The following is an 18,652-nucleotide window of genomic DNA, read 5'->3' as shown; positions in this document are numbered from 1 at the left end:
TCATGGGCCGACATCGCTGTGCGGCGCTGCTTCTGCTATGTGCGGGCAGCTTGCCGCTGCCGTTGGCGGCGGTGACCAGCCAGAGTTTTCAGGTCAGTGCCACGGTGACACCGGGTTGTCTGGTGGTGGGGGGCGTATCGAACTATGGCGGGCTGAATTTCGGTTCGCGTTCGGCGCTGGCCACCGGCACGGTGCAGGTCGCGGCGACCGGTGGCGTCACGCTGCAATGCACGCCGGGGGTGGCGCTGAACATGACGGTCGATGGCGGCCAGTACAACAGCGGCGGGCGACGCATGCAGATCAGTGGAGGCAGCGCGAAGGTGGCGTATGCGCTGTTTCGCGATGCGGCGTACAGCCAGAGCCTGGGCATCGGCCAGAGTGTGGCAGTGGCCTACAGCGATGCGAACAACATCAGTCTGCCGATCTACGGTCAGGTGCAATTGCCGGGCAATCAGCCCGGGGGGACATACAGCGATGTGTTGCAGGTGCAGCTGTCGTGGTGATGTGAAATGACAAGGAGCAGGTTTATGGGGTTTTTCACGTCACGCTATTCGTCCGTTTGTTGCGCCGTGCTGGCGCTGGTCATGTTCGGGACGCTCAAGGCCCAGGCCGCCAGTTCGGTGCTGATCTGGCCGATCGATCCGGTGCTGGAGGCCGATCAGCAGGCCAGTGCGCTGTGGCTGGAAAATCGCGGCACGGAAACCGCCAACCTGCAGATCCGCGTGTTCGGCTGGAGCCAGAGCGGTTTCGAAGAGCAATACCGCAATCAGCGCGAGGTGATCGGCAGCCCGCCAGTGGCGAAGATCGAGCCGGGCCAGAAGCAACTGGTGCGCCTGACCCGCACCAAGGACGTGCCGCCAGGCCAGGAACTGGCGTACCGGATCATCATCGATGAAATCCCCTCGGCTCAGCCCCCCGTTGCCGAAGACGGCAAGACCGCTGCGGCGATTCGCTTCCAGATGCGCTACTCGGTGCCGCTGTTCGCCTATGGCGCGGGCCTGTGGAGCAAGGAAGACAGCGCCCGTCAACGTGACCCCAAGGGCATCGGCCTGCCGCAACTGAGCTGGCGCACGGTGGCGGTGGAGAGGCGTCCTTATGTGGAAGTGCGCAATCAGGGCGCGGTTCATGCGCGACTGACCGATGTGGCCATAAAGCAGGGCAGCCAAAGCAAGCCGCTGGCCGAGGGATTGCTCGGCTACGTATTGCCCGGCGCGGTAATGCGCTGGCCGGCACCGGGACCGGTGGCGGGAGAGCTGGCCGGGCGGATCAATGGCGCGGCGAAGGTGCAGAGCATTCCGCCGGCGCGATAGCCGTAGCGAGTCATGTCGAAACTTTCGGGTTTCGGCACCAGCGGTTTCAGGAGGAATCAGTCCATTGACGGACGTAACACGCTAATGAGTCCAGGATGGGCTCGACGTATTCAGCGTCCGTTGTGGCTCATGACCGGCGCGTGGTGCCTGATGTTCATTCATCCATCCGGGGCCGGCGAATTGCCGCCGCCTCCCAGCGGCATGGAGGCCGTCAGCGATGCACAGTTGTTTCTGGAACTGGTGGTCAACCAGATGAATACCGGTCGGGTGGTGGCGGTGGAGCAGCGCGGCGGGCGCCTGTTCCTGCCGGCCAGCGTATTGCGCGACACCGGCATGAAGCTGCCGGAAGAGGCGGGTACCGAAGTCGATCTCGACGGCCTGCCGGGCCTGCACAGCGATTACGACAGCGTCAGCCAGCGACTGCTGCTCGACGTGCCACCGGACTGGCTGCCGGAGCAGTTCATCGGCAACCGTGAAGTCTATCCGCGCACCCCGGCGCTGAGCAGTTTCGGCGCGTTGTTCAACTATGACCTGTACCTCAATGACACCGACGACGCCGGCACCTATCTGGCGGCGTGGAACGAAGTGCGGGTGTTCGACAGTTGGGGCACGTTGTCGAACACCGGGCAATATCGCCGTACGTTGTCGGGGGATGCGGTCAGCACGCTGGACAACGGTTATCTGCGTTACGACACCACCTGGCGTTACTCCGATGACGAACGGATGCTGACCTACGAGGCCGGGGACGTGGTCAGCGGCGCCTTGCCCTGGAGCAGTTCGGTGCGGCTGGGCGGTGTGCAGTTCTCAAGGGATTTTGCAGTGCGTCCGGATCTGGTGACCTATCCGCTACCGCAATTTGCCGGGGAAGCGGCGGTGCCGTCCTCGGTGGATCTGTTCATCAACGGCTACAAATCCAGCAGCACCGACCTGCAACCGGGGCCGTACACCCTGACCAACATTCCGTTTATCAACGGCGCGGGTGAGGCGGTGGTGGTGACCACCGATGCGCTGGGCCGGCAGGTGTCGACCACGGTGCCGTTCTATGTCACCAGCAGCCTGCTGCAAAAGGGCCTGAGCGATTTTTCGGTGGCCGCCGGTACGCTACGCCGGGATTACGGCCTGAAGGATTTCAGCTATGGGCCGGGCGTCACCTCGGGCAGTTTGCGTTATGGCGTCAGCGACACCTTTACTCTGGAGAGTCACGCCGAGGCGGCGGATACCCTGACGCTCGGCGGGCTGGGCGGTAACTTGCGGCTGGGCAATTTCGGGGTGCTCAACAGCGCGATCAGCCAGAGTCGTTTCGACGGCGATGGCGGTCAGCAACTGAGCCTCGGTTATCAATACAGCGGCCAACGCTACAGCTTTTCCTATCAGCGTTTGCAACGCCGCGACCGTTACGCCGACCTGACCGTGGTCGACAGCCCTTACACCACACTCAGCAAGCGCAGTGAGCAGGCGACCCTGAGCCTCAATCTCGAACGCTGGGGCAGTCTCGGCGTGGGGTATTTTGACATTCGTGCGGCAGACGAAACGCGCACACGGTTGCTCAACCTGAGCTGGAGCAAACCGCTGTGGCGCAACAGCAGTTTCTACCTGTCGGCCAACCGCGAAATCGGCGACAGCAACTGGGCGGTGCAGGCGCAACTGGTGATTCCGTTCGACCTGCGCGGCAGCCTGGCCATCAGCAGCGAACGCAGCAAGACCGGACAGACGCAGCAACGGGTCAACTACAGCCGCGCCGTACCGTCCGAGGGCGGGGTGGGCTTCAATCTCGGCTATGCCAAGGGCGACGGCGCCGATTACCGTCAGGCGGACCTGACCTGGCGCCTGCAATCGGTGCAATTGCAGGCGGGCGTCTACGGCACGTCCGACGCCGAAACCCGTTGGGCCGATGCCAGCGGTTCGCTGGTGTGGATGGACGATCAAGTGTTCGCTGCCAATCGCATCGACGATGCGTTCGTGGTGGTCAGCACCGACGGCTACGCGGACATTCCGGTGCGTTACGAGAACCAGCAGGTCGGCCAGACCGACCGTAACGGCCACTTGCTGGTGCCGTGGAGCAGCGCCTATTACCGCGGCAAGTACGAAATCGATCCGCTGAACCTTCCGGCCAACGTACGCAGCCCGAATGTCGAACAGCGTGTAGCGGTGCGCCGGGGCAGTGGCTATCTGCTGGAGTTTCCGCTGAGCCGGGTGATCGCCGCGAGTATCGTGCTGGTGGACGCGCAACAAAAGGAATTGCCGCTGGGCAGTGGAGTGCTGCACGAGCAGAGCGGTACGCGGACGGTGGTCGGCTGGGATGGACTGGTCTATCTGGAAAATCTTCAGGCGCAGAATTCGCTGCGGGTGACTCTCGCGGACGGCAAGACCTGCCAGGCGCAATTCAGCGTCGACCTGCAGCAGGATGAAGTGCCGCTGATCGGCCCGCTGGTGTGCCAATGATCCGGGCGCGGTTTGTTTTGTGGCTGCTGTTGCTGTTGCCGGGACTGGCGCAGGCGCTGTGTTCGGTGGTCACCACCACACCGGCCGGGTTCGGGAACATCAGTTCGATTGCCGTGCGCACCACCTCGCAACCCAGTTCCACCTTGAACGGAGGCTTGAGTTGCACCGGTTCGCTGCTGTCTCTGTTGACCAACAATGATCATTTCTGGGCCACCGTTACCTCGACCCAGAGCGGTTTGCTCGGGCCCACCGGCGACGTGATCGGTTACACGATCTACGCCAACAACAGCACCAGTTACCCGCTGACGCGTGGCACCGCCTATGACTTCGCCCGCAACGGCATTATCGATGCCTTGGGTTTGCTGGGCGGTACGGTGCCGAAAACCGTTCCGCTCTATTTCGGGACCACCATCGGCAGCAACGTGGCGGCGGGGGTATACACCGAAACCCTGAGCATTTTCTGGAACTGGAATTATTGTTCGGGCATCGGTGCGGGCGGGCTGTGCCTGGGTCGTGACATCAACAGCGGCACGACGACGCTGACGGTCAACCTGACGGTGTCCAACGACTGCACCATCACTGCCCCGAACATCGCTTTCGGCAGCGCGCCGGTGGTCAGTGCGTTCACCCCGGTGACCGGGCAGACCATCAACCTCGCCTGCACCAAGGGCAGTGCCTACACCGTGGGGCTGAACGACGGGCAGAATGCGCTGAGTGTCGGCGGACGGCGGCGGATGATTTCCGGCAGCAACTATCTGGCCTACGACATTTTCAAGAGCGCCGGGACCACCCGTTGGGGCAGTGTCGGCGCGGCCCGTCGGGCCAGCAGCGATGCCGAGGTCAACCCCGGCAACGGGCTGGGCACCGGCAGCCAGATCTTCAATTACAACGCGAAAATCTACACCGACCAGACCACACCGCCCGCTGGAACCTATCTGGACAATGTGGTGCTGGATGTGGGGTTCTGAACCGGCTAGAAACTCACGGATTGCTTGAGCATTTTCGCCGCCGGGGTATCGGTCGGGCTGACCATTGCGTAGTTGTAGCCCTTGCCGGACCAGTACTCGGCCTGCAGATCCCCGTCCTGGCGGCTGCCCCGGGGCAGAAAGGTATTTTTAGGTCCCGGTGGGCGCACGTAGAAACTCACCTTGTGCCCGCTCTGGTCTTCATACATCACCATCGCCGCCGGGCCTTCATCGGTGCTCAGCAGACGGCCGCTGACCGGTGCAAAACCGGCCGACGTCAGGTCCGGCAGGCGATTGGCCTGAGTGAAATAACGGTCGAGCCAACGCTGGATGTCGCCGTCACCATCGACCTTGTAGTCCGCCGGCAGAAGTCCTTGCTGGGCGATCAAGCGGTACGCCTGCAAGGCGTCCGTCATCGGTGCCGGGGGATGAAACACGGTCATGTCCCGGGCTTTCCAGCCACCGACACCGCCGAGGCTGACGGCAATCAAAAGCATTGCCGCGCTGGCCCATTGGCGGCGCGACTGGCGTTTGAGTCGCTGGCGAATCAGCGACGGATCAAGGTCCGGATTGGCCGGTTGTTGCAAGGCACCGCCGAGGGCGGCGCGCAGGTGCTGGGCGTCCTGTTGCCAGGCGCGAACCTGCGCCGCTTCGTTCGGATGGCTGGTGAGCCAGGTTTCCAGCACATGCCGGTCGGCCTCGCTGAGCTGGTGGTCGACGTAGGCGTGCAGGTCACGTTCGTTGGGGGGCAGACTGATCATTTGAGTATCCGCAAGGAAGGGCTGCTGATTTCCCCGTCGCTGAGCTGGCGCAGGGCCTGGCGAGCACGGGACAGGCGCGACATCACGGTGCCGGTGGGGACGTCGAGAATCTCGGCGACCTCCTTATAAGTCAGGCCTTCCACCGATACCATCAGCAGCAGCGCGCGCTGTTCGGTGGGCAGTCGGTCGAAAGCCTGCAAGGTCGATTGGGCAATCACGGTGCGTTCCACCGAGGGCTCGGCGTCATCGCGGCCGGTGAAGAATTCGAGCATCCGCGCATAACGCCGCGAGCGCCGATGCGCATCGAGAAACTGCCGGTACAGGATCGAAAACAGCCAGGCGCGCAGATCGCCGTCGGCGCGCTTCTCGCCCCAAGCCGACAGTGCCCGCTCGAGGCTGGCCTGTACCAGGTCGTCGGCGCTGCTGCTGTTGCGTGTCAGCGAAAGCGCGAAGCGGCGCAATCTGGGAATCAGATCGCGTAATTGCTCGTCGAGTGTATTCATGACAGGGACATGCTCTGGGCCAGAAGCGCGGTAGTGGTAGGAAAGACGCCTCTCGACACAGCTTATTCCATTCCAGGAGTTGAAAGATTTCATTACTGGCGACGTAGGAAAGTTCGCCGCGTTCTGTAGTGCGTGTAATGGATTCAAATCTCCCGGCTCAACCCGTCCGACAAGCGCAAGCAGCCATCGATGTCGCCAACAGGCAATCGATGGACGAAGCGGCTGAAACGATGATTTGAGCAAAAGGGATGTTTGAGATGCATGCAATCGTAATGAATACCCCAGCCACACCGAGCGAAGGTTATGACGCCTGGCGGACATTCGGCTGCGGCCCGGTGGCCGAGCCCGAGTTCTCGTTGATCCACCGTGCGATCGAAGCGCGGGCGGCGACTCATCCGCAGCATGTGGCCGCGCGTTTTCAGGGGCAGAGCCTTACCTATGGCGAATTGAACCGCCAGGCCAACCGGTTGGCCAGATTGTTGTCGAGTCATGGCGTAGCCGCGGGCGATCACGTGGCGCTGTTTGTCGAACGTTCGATCCCGATGCTGGTGGGCATGCTCGCGACCTTGAAGGTGGGGGCCGCCTATATTCCCCAGCATGTCGGCATTACTCCGGCCACGCAGTTGAGCCACATCATGTCGGTTGCTTCGACGCAGGTGGTGTTGACGCTTTCAACACTGGCCCACGGGATTCCGCTGACAGCCGGGCAGCATTGCATTCATCTGGATACGTTCATCGACTCACCGGGCTCGGCTGCCGATGACGTGAATGTGGGGGAGGACATTTCGTCACCGGATGCCCTGTGTTTTGTGTTGTTTACGTCCGGTACGACCGGCCAGCCCAACGGTGTCAGGGTGACCCAGCGCAATGTCTGCAACATTCTGCTGACCGGCCCCGGCAATCTCGGCATGCGGCCGGGCATGAACGTCGGGCAGATTCTCAATATCGCCTTCGACATGGCCGCCTGGGAAATCCTCGGCTGTCTGGCCCATGGCGCGACGCTGCTGATCCGGGGCAAGGACATTGCCGAAACCGCCGAGCAGTGTGACGTGCTGATCGCGACCCCATCGATTCTCGCCACGCTGGATCCGGAGCGCTGCAGTCAGGTGAAGGTGGTGGCCCTGGCCGGCGAACCGTGCCCGCAGCCCCTGGCTGATCGCTGGGCGTCCTTTTGCGATTTCTACAATGCTTGCGGCCCCACAGAAACCACCATCGTCAACACCATGCAGCATTACCGAGGCACGGGCCCGTTGACGATCGGCAAGCCAACGCCGAACAACACCGTGTATGTACTGGATGAAACGGGCCAACTGTGCGCGCCGGGTGAGCAGGGCGAAATGTGGGCCGGTGGCGACTGTGTGACGGCCGGGTATCTGGGCAATCCTGCCCTGACTGCCGAGCGTTACCGCCTCGATCCGTTTCTGGGACAGGGCCGCATGATGTTTCGCACCCGTGATCTGGGGCGCTGGACTGCTGACGGCGAACTGGAGCACCTGGGCCGGGTGGACGATCAGGTGAAAGTCCGGGGCTTTCGCGTTGAACTGGACTCGGTGTCGGCTGCGCTGGAGTCCGCACCGGGCTGCGAGCGCGCGGTGACCTTGAAGTTCGATAACCGTCATCTGGTGGCTTTCGTCTTCCCTGCATCCACGGACACCGATGTGGCGCGACGCCGTTGCGAAGAACGACTGGCCTATTACTGCGTGCCTTCGATGATTCTGCCGGTGGACGACATCCCGCTGACTTCAAGGGGCAAGGTCGACAAACGCTTGTTGCTTGAGCGGGCACAGGCGCATCAGGCGCAGCTCGCTGCCGCCCGGCAGGAGGCGGGGCAATGAGTCAGGTCGACGACGCTTTTGCCCTGCCACCGCGACGTCCGCTCTGGCGGCGCCTGGGAACGCTGCCGCTGTTTTCACATTACAACCGCCTGGTTGCGCTGGTGTTGCTGGCGAACCTCGGGGCGCTGGTGTACGGGATCACCGTCGGACAGTGGTGGTCGGCCTCGGAGGTTGCGTTGGAGGCATTGTCGCAGCTGGTGTTGGCGAACCTGTCGATGGCGATCCTGATTCGTCAGCAATACTTGATCAATCTGCTGTTCTGGCTGGCGACCCGGGCTCCCACGTGTTGGCCGCTGGCGATTCGTCGCTCGCTGGCCAAGGTTTATCACTTCGGCGGTTTGCACAGTGGCGGGGCGATGGCCGCGATTGTCTGGTTCATTGCGCTGCTCGGCTCGATGATCTGGCAAAGGACCGACGGGGCAGGTGGGGTTTCGCTGACGCTGCTGGCCATCAGCGCCGCGCTTCTGGGGTTGTTGCTGCTGATGGCGATCATGGCGTTGCCGGGGATTCGCTCACGGTTTCACAACGCTTTCGAACGCACACATCGGTTCGCCGGTTGGGCGGCGCTGCTGCTGTTCTGGGGCATGACGCTGGTGTTTGCCCGGGATCGTCATCCTGGCGCCGACTTGGCGCAAGTACTGTTGACGTCCGTTTCATTCTGGATGCTGCCGCTCCTGACACTCAGCATTGCCTTGCCCTGGCTGCGCCTGCGCAAGGTGCCAGTGACGCTGGTCAAACCGTCGTCGCATGCGGTGATTGCCCGGTTCAATCACCACACACCGTTCGCCGGATCCTCTACCGCAATCAGTCGCCATCCGCTGTGGGAATGGCACTCGTTTGCCAACATTCCTGCACCGGACGAACAGGGTTTTCGCCTGATCATTTCCCGTGCCGGCGACTGGACCGGTGAACTGATCGAGCAGCCGCCGAGCCATGTCTGGGTCAAGGGCATCACCACGGCAGGCGTCGCCCATATCGAAACCCTGTTCAAGTCAGTGGTGTACGTCGCCACCGGCAGTGGCATTGGGCCGGTGCTGCCGCATCTGCTGGCGCGGCAGGTGCCGATCCACCTGATCTGGTCCACCCGCAGCCCGCGCGAGACCTATGGTGATGCGCTGGTGGAGGAAATCCTGCAGGCACAACCCGATGCCCATATCTGGGACACCGACCGGTTGGGCAAACCAGATCTGGTGGCGCTGGCGTATGCCGCCGTTCGAGCCCGCGGTGCGGAGGCGGTGATCTGTATTTCCAATCAGAAGCTGACCGAGCGAGTGGTCGAGGAAATGGAATCCCGGGGTATTCCGGCCTACGGCGCGATCTGGGATTCCTGACGGCGCGTCGGTGTTTTTCCACTCACTCCGCTATTCAAAGAGATTGCGATGAACCTATTGATTGAACGACACGGCCCCGTGGTACTGATCCGCCTCAACCGCCCGCACGCACGAAATGCGCTGGATACATCACTGATGCGCGAATTGCTGGAGGCCTTGCAACCGCTGGACAGTGATCCGGGTGTCGGATGTTTCCTCATCACCGGTACCCGGGATTATTTCGCTGCCGGAGCCGACATCAAGGAGATGTACGAAAAGTCCTGCCTGGAAATGATCAAGGAAGACCATTTCGCCGGCTGGGATGCGTTTGCCGCTCTGCGCACGCCAAAAGTCGCGGCGGTGGCGGGCTTCGCATTCGGAGGAGGCTGTGAATTGGCAATGATGTGCGACGTGATCGTGGCGGCCGAGTCCGCGAAGTTCGCATTGCCGGAAATCACTCTGGGCGTGATGCCGGGCATGGGCGGTACGCAACGCCTGACCCGGTTGATTGGCCGCGCCAAAGCCATGGACATGATACTGACCGGTCGCACCATGTCCGCCCGTGAGGCCGAGCAGGCAGGGTTGGTGTCGCGGGTGACAGACGCCGATCACCTGTTGGAGCAGGCCATGGACATTGCACAGCGCATCGGCGGATTTCCCCGCACGGCGACACGGGCTGCCCGGGAAGCGGTGGACCGGGCGTCAGAGTCGGGATTGCGCGAGGGCATTCTGTTTGAACGACGCTCGTTTCACGGCCTGTTCGCGACACCTGGACAGAAGGAGGGCATGCAGGCGTTTCTGGAAAAACGCGAGCCGCGTTTCGATCAGATTTAGCCGGCCGCGATTGGACTCCGACGCCACTCCATGAAAGAAACTACAGTTCAGAGGGAATAATCCTACGAGGCGTGCGTCTCATAGCACCTTTCCCTATGGCCGATGGCCCTGGAGTCTTTCATGGTTGATCGCAGCTCACCGCCCGGCGGGCCTCAACGCCCGCCACTGAGTGCCGCGAACCTGGTGTTGCGTCTTGGCGGAATCGCCGTGGTGGTCGCAGCCCTGGCCGGGGCGTTTGCCTACGTCCATGGTTCATTTGACCCACAACGCCTGACGCCAAAAGCGTTGGTCGATGTGCTGGAAAAGAACAACGGTGTGCATCCCGGCTTTCGCCGCAATCACGCCAAAGGTGTTTGCGTGATCGGACATTTCGAGAGCAGCGGCGAGGCTCGCGCGTATTCTGTCGCGCAAGTGTTCAATGAGCCGCGCACGCCGGTGGTCGGGCGCTTTGCGTTGCCGGCCGGCAGTCCGTATGCGCCGGACAGCGCCGTACCGATCCGCAGTCTGGCGCTGCGTTTCACTCAGGCAAACGGCCAGCAGTGGCGCACCGGGATGAACAGCATGCCGGTGTTCCCGGTCGGCACGCCCGAGGCGTTCTATCAGTTGCAGCAGGCGCAATCGCCGGATCCTGCCACCGGTAAACCGGATCCGACCAAAGTGCCGGCATTTTTTGCCTCACACCCGGAAGCCGTGCCGTTTCTGACCTGGATAAAAACCGCCAAACCCTCGGCCAGTTACGCGACGGAAACCTACAACAGCGTCAACGCGTTCTATCTGGTGGATGCCAGCGGCAAGAAGCAAGCAGTGCGCTGGAGCATGACGCCTCTGGCCCAGGATGCTGCCGGTGCGACTGCGCCCGAAGGTAGCGATTTCCTTGAGAAGGATCTGGTGCAGCGCCTGGCCGAAGGGCCGCTGCGCTTTCAGTTGAACATCACCTTGGCCAACGCCGACGATCCGGTGAACGATGCGAGCAAGACCTGGCCCGCCGGTCGCAAGGTGTTGAACGCCGGCACCCTGGTGCTGGAAAAGACCCAGCCGCAACTCAGCGGCGAATGCCGTGACATCAACTACGATCCGCTGGTGCTGCCGGCCGGCATTCAGGGTTCCGACGATCCGTTGCTGGCCGCGCGTTCGGCCGGTTACGCCGATTCCTACCTGCGTCGCACCAGCGAAGTCAGCCAACTGCCAACCGGCAAAAAGGAGGCTCGCCCATGAGCACGCAACCGACTCATTTCAATCCGCTGGCGCGGTTGCTGCACTGGCTGATGGCGTTGATGATCATCGCGATGTTGTTCATCGGCGCCGGCATGGTGACCTCGGTGTCGGCGCGGCATGAATGGTTGATCAATCTGCACAAACCATTGGGCATCGCGATACTCGCTTTGGTGATCGTGCGCATTCTGGTGCGGCTCGGCACCCGTCAGCCGCCGCTGCCGGCGGATCTGCCGGGCTGGCAGGTGATGGCGGCCAAGGCTTCTCATCTGTTGTTGTATGCGCTGATGTTGGTGTTGCCACTGCTGGGCTGGGCGATGATCAGCGCGGCGGGGGATCCGGTGATGCTTGGCACGTCGCTGCAATTGCCGTCGATCGTGCCGGCGGATGCGCAGGTATTTGCGTTGCTGCGCAAGGCTCACGGGTATCTGGCGTATCTGCTGTTCCTGACCGTGCTGCTGCATTTGGCGGCGGCGCTGTTCCATGGCTGGGTGCGCCGCGACGAGGTGCTCGACAGCATGCTGCGGGGACGCAATCGCGGTTGATCGTGTGTCAGTCCGACGTGGCGAGGGCGCAAGCAGCCTCGCCACGTTTCTGTTTGGCCACGGTGCTCCACCAATAAAGCAGCGCGACCGTGTTGATTGCGGCACCCAGCCAGCACACGCCCGGCCATCCTGCCCAGGCGTACATGGCCGTCGAGGCGATTGAGCCCAAGGCGCTGCCAATCGAGTAAAACAGCATGTAGCCGGCAGTCAGTCGGCTCTGTGCCTCTGGGCGGACGCTGTAGATCATGCTCTGGCTGGTGACGTGCACGGCCTGCAAGCCCAGATCCAGGGTGATGACGCCAAGCAGCAGTGCCCATAACGAAGTTTGGGTAAGTGCGATTGGCAGCCACGAGCCCAGCATCAGCAGCAGCGACAGGCCGCTGACCCATTGCCCCAATCCTCGATCCGCCAGATGTCCGGCTCTGGCCGCGGCCAGTGCGCCTGCCGCGCCAGCGAGTCCGAACAATCCGATTTCACTGTGGGAAAGTGACAGCGGCGGGGCGGCCAGCGGCAACACCATCGGCGTCCACAACACCATGGCGCTGGCGAAGGTGAGCAGGGCGAGGATTGCTCGTTGGCGCAGCACCGGTTCCTCACGAAAGAGGCTGAACACTGAGGCGATCAGTGCCACGTAACGCGTGGTCGATCGTGCGTCTTCATCTTTGGGTAACACCCGAAACAGCAGCGCGGCCATCACCAGCGTCAACCCCGCCGACAGCAGATAGATCGAGCGCCAGCCGGCCAGATCAGCCATCCCCCCAGCCACCGTTCGCGCGAGCAAAATGCCGACGACGATACCGCTGGTGATCACGCCCACAACCTTTCCGCGTTGTGCCGGGACGGCCAGGGTAGCGGCGTAGGCGACCAGCACCTGGGTGACCACGGCCAGCAGGCCGGTCAGGGTGACGCCGATCAGTAGCCAGGCGCTGTTCGAGGCCAGAGCGATCATCAGCAAGGCAGCGGCGGACAACAGCGTTTGCGTGACGATCAACCGGCGGCGGTTGAGCATGTCGCCGAGGGGCACGAGCAATAACAGCCCGAGGCCGTAACCGACCTGGGTCAGCGTCATGACGATACCGATGCTGCCCGGCGACAGGCCGAAGGCGTCGGCCATCGCATCCAGCAGCGGCTGGGCGTAATACACGTTGCCCACCGCGAGGCCGCAAGCGATGGCGAAAAGCAGTACGACACCTTTATCGAGTGTTGCAGTGTTCATGTCCCGGATCCTTTCAGGTTTCAAGTTGAAACTTGATTGACGGTAAGTAATCCAGTTTTGATTTGCAACCTGATTGGGTAAAAGTCGTCGCAAAAAAAAGATCGCAGACAGGCTGCGATCTTTCGTGAAGCGAAAATCCGAGGGGATTAGCGCAAAGTGTCGACCATGTCTGCGATGGTGGTCAGCACGTCTTTGCCCAGTTGCTTCGAGCGTTTGCCCGACCAGCCGGTGAGCGGGTTCGGCGCGTCATCGTGATCCTTGAATGGCATTTCCAGGGTCAGCGACAGGCAGTCGAACTTCTGGCCGACGCTGTTGCAAGCCAGGGTCATGTTGGCCTGACCCGGTTCGTCGCGGGTGTAGCCGTACTTGGTCTGGAAATCTTTGGTGGTGTGCTTCAGGTGGCTGCGGAAGTGCTCTTCGAGCTTCTCCAGGCGCGGGGTGTAACCCGGGTTGCCTTCGCAACCGGCAGTGAACACGTGGGGGATTTCTTCGTCTCCGTGTACGTCGAGGAACAGATCGACGCCGTACTTTTCCATCTGCTGTTGTACGAAAAGTACTTCGGGGCTGACTTCCTGACTGGCGTTCTGCCAGGCGCGGTTCAGGTCCTGGCCCATGGCATTGGTGCGCAGGTGACCGTGGAAGGCGCCGTCCGGGTTCATGTTCGGCACCAGGTACAAATCGGCGCTGGCCAGCAGTTTGTTCAGTACCGGATCGTCATGATGCTCCAGGCGTTCGATCACGCCTTCCATGAACCACTCGGCCATGTGCTCGCCGGGATGCTGCTGGGCGATGATCCAGATCTTGCGGCGACCTTCGGCGCCAGTGCCTTTGCGCAGCAACTGGATGTCGCGGCCTTCGACGCTTTTGCCGGTGGCCAGCAGTTCGGTGCCGGCCTTGGTCAGTGCTTGCTCGATCAGCCAGTCATGACGGCCACGGCTGTAAGGTTCGAAATAGGCGAACCAGGCGTGGGTCTGCTCGGCTTCGAGGCAGAAGCGCAGGCTGTCGCCTTCGAATTGAGTCGGGATACGGAACCAGTTGACGTGGTCGTAGGAAGCGACCGCCTGATAGCCGGTCCAGGCTTTGTTGTAGGAAGACTGGCTGGCGTTGACCAGGCGGAACCAGTGTTCCTGATGAACATGCAGGCCGCTGGCCTTGAAGTGGAACCACTGGAAATGAGCGCTGCGGGTATCTGGCCGAATTGCCAGAACCGGGTTGAGCGGATTGCTGATGTCGATGACTTGGATGTTGCCGCTGTCGAAGTTGGCGCTGATGTCGAACGAAGATTTGGCCACGGTCATAATCGGTTCCTGAATATGATTTTTATGGCGGCTACTTTACACGCAAGACAGGGGTGAAACCGAGGGAAATTGCGGGTTGCGGCGGGGGGCGTCTTCCGTGACGCGGATGCAGCTTAGTGGCTGTGCGATTGATTCTCAAGTGCTAATTGGCGTTACTTTGCCCCAATGTGGCCGGGGTCCGCTTGCCAAGCAATATTCTTTTGATATTATCCGCGCCATCGAATTTGCGGCATCCAAAGACTTCATTAGCCTGAAGCCACAAGCCAGAAAACTGGCAAAAAAAAGACCCGGCAAAAAGCCGGGTCAAAAACCGTGATTAGCCTGATGAGGAGATAGTCCAGAAGACCGACCTAAGGTCTCTGGTCCATCGACTGATCTCGCGACCAGTTGCTTGCAATAATAATCATTATCATTTGCAAGTCAAATGTTTTTATCTGCGCGATTGGAAAATTCTTTCCCGTCCGTCCGAACTCCCGTGTTCAGCGAACTGCGCCATCGAGCGAGTGATCAACCATCGCCCGCGCCATGTCCACCATGTGCACGACCGAAAACGCCAGATCCCGATTGACGCCCTGCAGGCCGTCCGCCGCCTTGAACGCCGTCGCTGCTGCACATCGCAGCAGATCGGAGGCGTGGACCAGGGATTCTTCGCCGCTCAGATTGCTGTTTACGCCGAAAAAGCGCTCATCCACTTCCGGTTCTGACACAGCTGGTTTCAAGTAATAGTCCAACGCCCGTTGCGCAGCGGCGCACCCTTGCGGGGACGTGAAGGTGGTGTCCATTTGCAGGTCGGGCAAGTCTTTGCTGGTGATATTCATGGTGAAAGGTCACTCCTTGGTCGATTCAAATCCGTGACTCAAGCATAGTACTATCAGTATTTGTGACCAGAATTTAAATACTACAATATGTGTTTTGCCGGCCGCAGGCGTCCACGTATGGTGCCGCACATGGATAAATGGATTGAGTTGGTCAAGGCCAAAATGAGTGAACTCAACGTCACTCAAGTCGAGCTCGGCGAGCGCGTCGGCATGTCTCAGGGCGGTATCGGCCATTGGCTGAACAAGCGCCGCGAGCCCGGCATCACGCAGATGAACCGCGTGCTGAAAGCGCTGGGCATGGAGTATCTCGAGGTCGCGGTGGTGATTCGCGAACCGCAGATCGATGCGGATGACGAAATGCCTCTGGCGCAGAAGTACAACCCTTACTTTCGCTACCCGGTCAGCGAGTGGAATGCGCCGGTCGAGGCCCGTGAGAGCCAGCCAGCGTATTCGAGTGCCAAGGACAAGCGGCGTTTCGAACTGACGGATTACCACGCCCGTGGCCCGGCGTTCTGGCTTACCGTGATGGGGAATGCGATGACTGCGCCCACGGGGCAGAGCATCGGCGAAGGGATGATGATTCTGGTGGACCCGGCGCTGGAAGCCGAGCCCGGAAAACTGGTGATCGCCCAGTGGCCTGACAGCGACGAGGCGATTTTCCGCAAACTGATCGAAGAGGGCGGCCAGCGTTACCTGGTGCCGCTCAATCCGACCTGGCCGAAAGCCTTGTTGACCGACGAGTGCCGAATTATCGGCGTCGTGGTTCAGGCAACGGCCAAATACTAGTCAGATCGATCCTCGCCAGGCGTAGGATCGATCCATCTTTCAAGCTTCTTCCAGTTCGACCAGTGCGCTGCCTTCGCTGACCATTTCGCCTTCCTGGCAATACAGCGCCTTGATCACCCCGGCGTGGGGCGCGCGGATGCTGTGCTCCATCTTCATCGCTTCTAGCACCACCAGTTGCGCACCGGCTTCAACCGCTTGCCCGGCCTCCACCAACACTCGGACGATGCTGCCGTTCATCGGCGCCGTCAGACCACCCTGATGGCTGTGACTGGCTTCGACAGCGCTGATCGGGTCATACGTTTCAACGCGTCGCAACTCGCCGTCCCATTGCAGAAATAGCACCTCTTCACGACGAATCGCCCGCAGCTGTCGACGCAGCCCGTCGTGCTCGAGTATCAGTTGCTCGCCGATCAGTTTTGCACTGCCGCCAGCACCGAGCGTCAACGCCCGATCCTGCCCCTCGCAGCTCAGATGCAGAGTAATTTCACGTGGCAACCCGGCGCGCAAACCGCTGTGAAGCGCCCAAGGAGAGGCCGGATCATCTGCCCGAGCCATCCCCGGCAGACTCTGCGCAAAAGCCTGCGCCGCCACACTCCAGAACTCATCGCTCAGCGCCGCAGGCGCTGGAAGCAGTTGCTCCTGATAGCGCGGAATGAACCCAGTATCCAGCTCCGCCGCCGCAAACGCCGGATGACCAATGATCCGCCGCAGGAAGTTGATGTTGGTCTTCAGCCCGCCAATCGCGAACTCATCGAGCATGCTCAGCAGCCGCAAACGCGCCTGTTCACGGTCCTCGCCCCAGGCAATCAGCTTGCCGAGCATCGGGTCATAGAACGGCGAAATCTCATCGCCTTCCTCAACGCCGCTGTCCACACGGCGCCCCGGCCCTGCGGCGGATTCGCGATACAGATCCAGACGCCCGGTCGCCGGCAGGAAATCATTCGAAGGATCTTCCGCGTACAGCCGAACCTCAATTGCATGCCCGTTCAACGGCACCTGATCCTGAGTGATCGGCAGCGCTTCGCCACGGGCGACACGAATCTGCCAGGCCACCAGATCGAGCCCGGTGATGGCTTCGGTCACCGGGTGCTCGACCTGCAACCGCGTGTTCATCTCCATAAAGAAGAACTCGCCGCGAGCGTCCAGCAAAAACTCCACTGTGCCAGCGCCGACGTAACCGATGGCCTGCGCCGAACGCACGGCCGCTTCGCCCATCGCACGACGCAGCTCCGGACTCAGCCCCGGTGCCGGCGCCTCCTCAACAACTTTCTGGTGCCGGCGCTGGATCGAGCAGTCGCGCTCGTTCAGGTACAGGCAATTGCCATGCTGATCGGCGAATACCTGGATTTCCACGTGGCGCGGCTTGAGCAGGTATTTTTCCACCAGCATCCGCGAATCGCCGAACGATGACTGCGCTTCACGCTGGGCCGAGGCCAGCGCTTCAGCCAACTGGCTGACGTCCTCGACAACTTTCATACCTTTACCGCCACCGCCAGCGGTGGCCTTGAGCAGCACTGGATAACCAATGCGCTCGCAAGCATCGCGGAAGGTGTCCAGATCCTGAGCTTCGCCGTGATATCCCGGAACCAGCGGCACGCCAGCAGTTTCCATCAGGGCCTTGGCGGCGGATTTGCTGCCCATCGCGTCGATGGCCGAGGCGGGCGGGCCAAGGAAAATCAGGCCGGCGGCTTCAATGGCGCGAGCAAAACCAGCGTTCTCCGACAGAAAGCCATAACCCGGATGAATCGCCTGAGCGCCGCTGGCCTTGGCCGCTGCGATCAATTTATCGATTTGCAGATAGCTGTCGGCCGCTTTGCTGCCGCCCAGATCGACGCGGATATCCGCTTCACGGCTGTGCCGCGCTTCACGGTCGGTGGCGCTGTGCACGGCGACGGTGGTCAGGCCCAGCGCCTTGGCGGTACGCATGACCCGGCAAGCGATTTCGCCACGGTTGGCCACCAGCAGGGTGGTGAGAACAGGTGCGCTCATCAACGCGGCTCCTTGGTGGTGGTTGCGGCTTGCCAGCTCGGTGGACGTTTCTGCAAAAACGCCCGCAGACCTTCCTGGCCTTCCGGGCTGACACGGATGCGGGCGATGGCGTTCTCGGTGTAACGGCGCAGGGCCGGGGTCAGCGCGCCGTTGCCGACCTCACGCAGCAGATCCTTGCTGGCGCGCATGGCGGCGGGGCTGTTGAGCAGGAGGTTGTCGATCCATTGCTCGACTTTCTGTTCAAGTTCGGTTGCCGGATAGCTTTCCGATAACAAACCGATTTCCCGCGCCCGCTGCCCGCCGAATCGCTCAGCCGTCAGCGCATAACGCCGCGCCGCGCGTTCGCCGATGGCCTGCACCACGAACGGGCTGATCACCGCCGGCGCCAAGCCAATGCGCACTTCCGACAGACAGAACTGCGCGTCATCGGCGCCAATCGCCATGTCGCAGCAACTGATCAGACCCAGCGCGCCGCCGAACGCCGCGCCTTGCACCACGGCCACGGTCGGGATTTTCAGTTTGGCGAGGTTGTACATCAGCTCCGCCAGTTCCCGGGCGTCGTCGAGGTTGGTGTGGTAATCGAGTTCGGCCGATTGCTGCATCCAGGCCAGATCCGCGCCAGCGCTGAAGTGTTTGCCGCGTCCGCGTACCAGTAAAAAGCGCAGGCTGGCATCGCTGGCGACCTTGTCCAGCGCCAGGATCAGTTCGCGGATCATCTCGGCGTTGAACGCGTTGTTCTTTTCTTCGCGGCTCAGCCACAGGGTTGCGAAACCCCGTGGATCGCTGTGCAATTCGAGGGTGTTGAAGTCGCTCATAGGGATCTCCCGA

Annotated in this window: 18 protein-coding genes; 11 read left to right on the top strand and 7 right to left on the bottom strand. The window is 61.6% G+C overall.

The annotated features are described in order from the left end of the window. The first annotated feature begins 2 nt into the window (after nt 1–2). The 4 genes from C1X29_RS05695 to C1X29_RS05680 all read left to right on the top strand — a co-directional run bounded on the left by C1X29_RS05695 (nt 3) and on the right by C1X29_RS05680 (nt 4,720). Nucleotides 3–503: a spore coat U domain-containing protein gene (locus C1X29_RS05695; protein WP_102717032.1), complete on the top strand. Its 501-nt coding sequence runs from the start codon at nt 3–5 to the stop codon at nt 501–503. A gap of 24 nt (nt 504–527) precedes the next feature. Then, the gene (locus C1X29_RS05690; protein ID WP_102717031.1) at nt 528–1,310 is read left to right on the top strand and encodes a molecular chaperone; all 783 of its coding nucleotides are present in this window, start codon (nt 528–530) and stop codon (nt 1,308–1,310) included. Nucleotides 1,311–1,394: 84 nt separating this feature from the next. After that, entirely contained in the window at nt 1,395–3,752 is a 2,358-nt protein-coding gene (locus C1X29_RS05685; RefSeq protein ID WP_102717030.1) for a fimbria/pilus outer membrane usher protein, read from the top strand. Then, nucleotides 3,749–4,720, top strand: a complete 972-nt coding sequence (locus C1X29_RS05680) for a spore coat U domain-containing protein (RefSeq protein ID WP_102717029.1) — start codon at nt 3,749–3,751, stop codon at nt 4,718–4,720. Before C1X29_RS05685 ends, C1X29_RS05680 begins: the two co-directional genes overlap by 4 nt. Nucleotides 4,721–4,725: 5 nt before the next feature. Here the strand turns inward: C1X29_RS05680 and C1X29_RS05675 are convergent, their stop codons facing one another. Then, nucleotides 4,726–5,478, bottom strand: a complete 753-nt coding sequence (locus C1X29_RS05675) for an anti-sigma factor (RefSeq protein ID WP_102717028.1) — start codon at nt 5,476–5,478, stop codon at nt 4,726–4,728. Beyond that, nucleotides 5,475–5,981, bottom strand: coding sequence for an RNA polymerase sigma factor (locus C1X29_RS05670; RefSeq protein WP_085745937.1), 507 nt, complete (start codon nt 5,979–5,981; stop codon nt 5,475–5,477). The genes C1X29_RS05675 and C1X29_RS05670 overlap by 4 nt, the downstream gene beginning before the upstream one ends. A 272-nt stretch (nt 5,982–6,253) precedes the next feature. Here C1X29_RS05670 and C1X29_RS05665 point away from each other — a divergent pair, with 272 nt between their 5' ends. From C1X29_RS05665 to C1X29_RS05645, 5 genes are all read left to right on the top strand, one after another. Further along, entirely contained in the window at nt 6,254–7,816 is a 1,563-nt protein-coding gene (locus C1X29_RS05665) for an amino acid adenylation domain-containing protein (protein ID WP_102717062.1), read from the top strand. Then, the gene (locus tag C1X29_RS05660; RefSeq protein WP_102687152.1) at nt 7,813–9,147 is read left to right on the top strand and encodes a hypothetical protein; all 1,335 of its coding nucleotides are present in this window, start codon (nt 7,813–7,815) and stop codon (nt 9,145–9,147) included. The genes C1X29_RS05665 and C1X29_RS05660 overlap by 4 nt, the downstream gene beginning before the upstream one ends. Nucleotides 9,148–9,195: 48 nt before the next feature. Further along, nucleotides 9,196–9,960, top strand: coding sequence for an enoyl-CoA hydratase-related protein (locus C1X29_RS05655; protein WP_102717027.1), 765 nt, complete (start codon nt 9,196–9,198; stop codon nt 9,958–9,960). Between the two features lie 120 nt (nt 9,961–10,080). Further along, nucleotides 10,081–11,175: a catalase family peroxidase gene (locus C1X29_RS05650; protein WP_102717026.1), complete on the top strand. Its 1,095-nt coding sequence runs from the start codon at nt 10,081–10,083 to the stop codon at nt 11,173–11,175. Continuing rightward, on the top strand, nt 11,172–11,717 hold the full coding sequence (locus C1X29_RS05645; protein ID WP_011335009.1) for a cytochrome b: 546 nt from the start codon (nt 11,172–11,174) through the stop codon (nt 11,715–11,717). The genes C1X29_RS05650 and C1X29_RS05645 overlap by 4 nt, the downstream gene beginning before the upstream one ends. Nucleotides 11,718–11,724: 7 nt before the next feature. On the opposite strand, the gene C1X29_RS05640 is transcribed toward C1X29_RS05645, so the two are convergent. Beyond that, entirely contained in the window at nt 11,725–12,933 is a 1,209-nt protein-coding gene (locus C1X29_RS05640; RefSeq protein WP_102717025.1) for an MFS transporter, read from the bottom strand. 146 nt (nt 12,934–13,079) lie between these two features. Beyond that, a complete protein-coding gene (locus C1X29_RS05635; RefSeq protein WP_102687156.1) occupies nt 13,080–14,231 on the bottom strand; it encodes a M14-type cytosolic carboxypeptidase in 1,152 nt (383 codons plus the stop codon). A 97-nt stretch (nt 14,232–14,328) separates the two neighbouring features. Here C1X29_RS05635 and C1X29_RS29160 point away from each other — a divergent pair, with 97 nt between their 5' ends. Beyond that, nucleotides 14,329–14,547: a hypothetical protein gene (locus tag C1X29_RS29160; RefSeq protein ID WP_146023252.1), complete on the top strand. Its 219-nt coding sequence runs from the start codon at nt 14,329–14,331 to the stop codon at nt 14,545–14,547. A 163-nt stretch (nt 14,548–14,710) separates the two neighbouring features. Here C1X29_RS29160 and C1X29_RS05630 read toward each other — a convergent pair whose 3' ends face one another. Continuing rightward, the gene (locus C1X29_RS05630; RefSeq protein WP_102687157.1) at nt 14,711–15,049 is read right to left on the bottom strand and encodes a DUF3077 domain-containing protein; all 339 of its coding nucleotides are present in this window, start codon (nt 15,047–15,049) and stop codon (nt 14,711–14,713) included. Between the two features lie 129 nt (nt 15,050–15,178). On the opposite strand from C1X29_RS05630, the gene C1X29_RS05625 reads away from it, so the two are divergent. Further along, nucleotides 15,179–15,835 carry a LexA family transcriptional regulator gene (locus C1X29_RS05625; RefSeq protein WP_085746264.1) on the top strand — a complete coding sequence of 219 codons (657 nt, stop codon included), beginning with the start codon at nt 15,179–15,181 and terminating at the stop codon, nt 15,833–15,835. A 39-nt stretch (nt 15,836–15,874) separates the two neighbouring features. Here the strand turns inward: C1X29_RS05625 and C1X29_RS05620 are convergent, their stop codons facing one another. Continuing rightward, the gene (locus tag C1X29_RS05620; protein ID WP_102717024.1) at nt 15,875–17,824 is read right to left on the bottom strand and encodes an acetyl/propionyl/methylcrotonyl-CoA carboxylase subunit alpha; all 1,950 of its coding nucleotides are present in this window, start codon (nt 17,822–17,824) and stop codon (nt 15,875–15,877) included. Then, entirely contained in the window at nt 17,824–18,639 is an 816-nt protein-coding gene (locus C1X29_RS05615) for a gamma-carboxygeranoyl-CoA hydratase (protein WP_085745947.1), read from the bottom strand. The genes C1X29_RS05620 and C1X29_RS05615 overlap by 1 nt, the downstream gene beginning before the upstream one ends. Between the last annotated feature and the right edge of the window lie 13 nt (nt 18,640–18,652).

The organism is Pseudomonas sp. GW456-12-10-14-LB2 (assembly GCF_002884345.1).
Taxonomy (GTDB): domain Bacteria; phylum Pseudomonadota; class Gammaproteobacteria; order Pseudomonadales; family Pseudomonadaceae; genus Aquipseudomonas; species Aquipseudomonas paraglycinae.
Note: the sequence above shows the minus strand (reverse complement) of the source record. Positions and strands in the feature narration are given on the sequence as shown.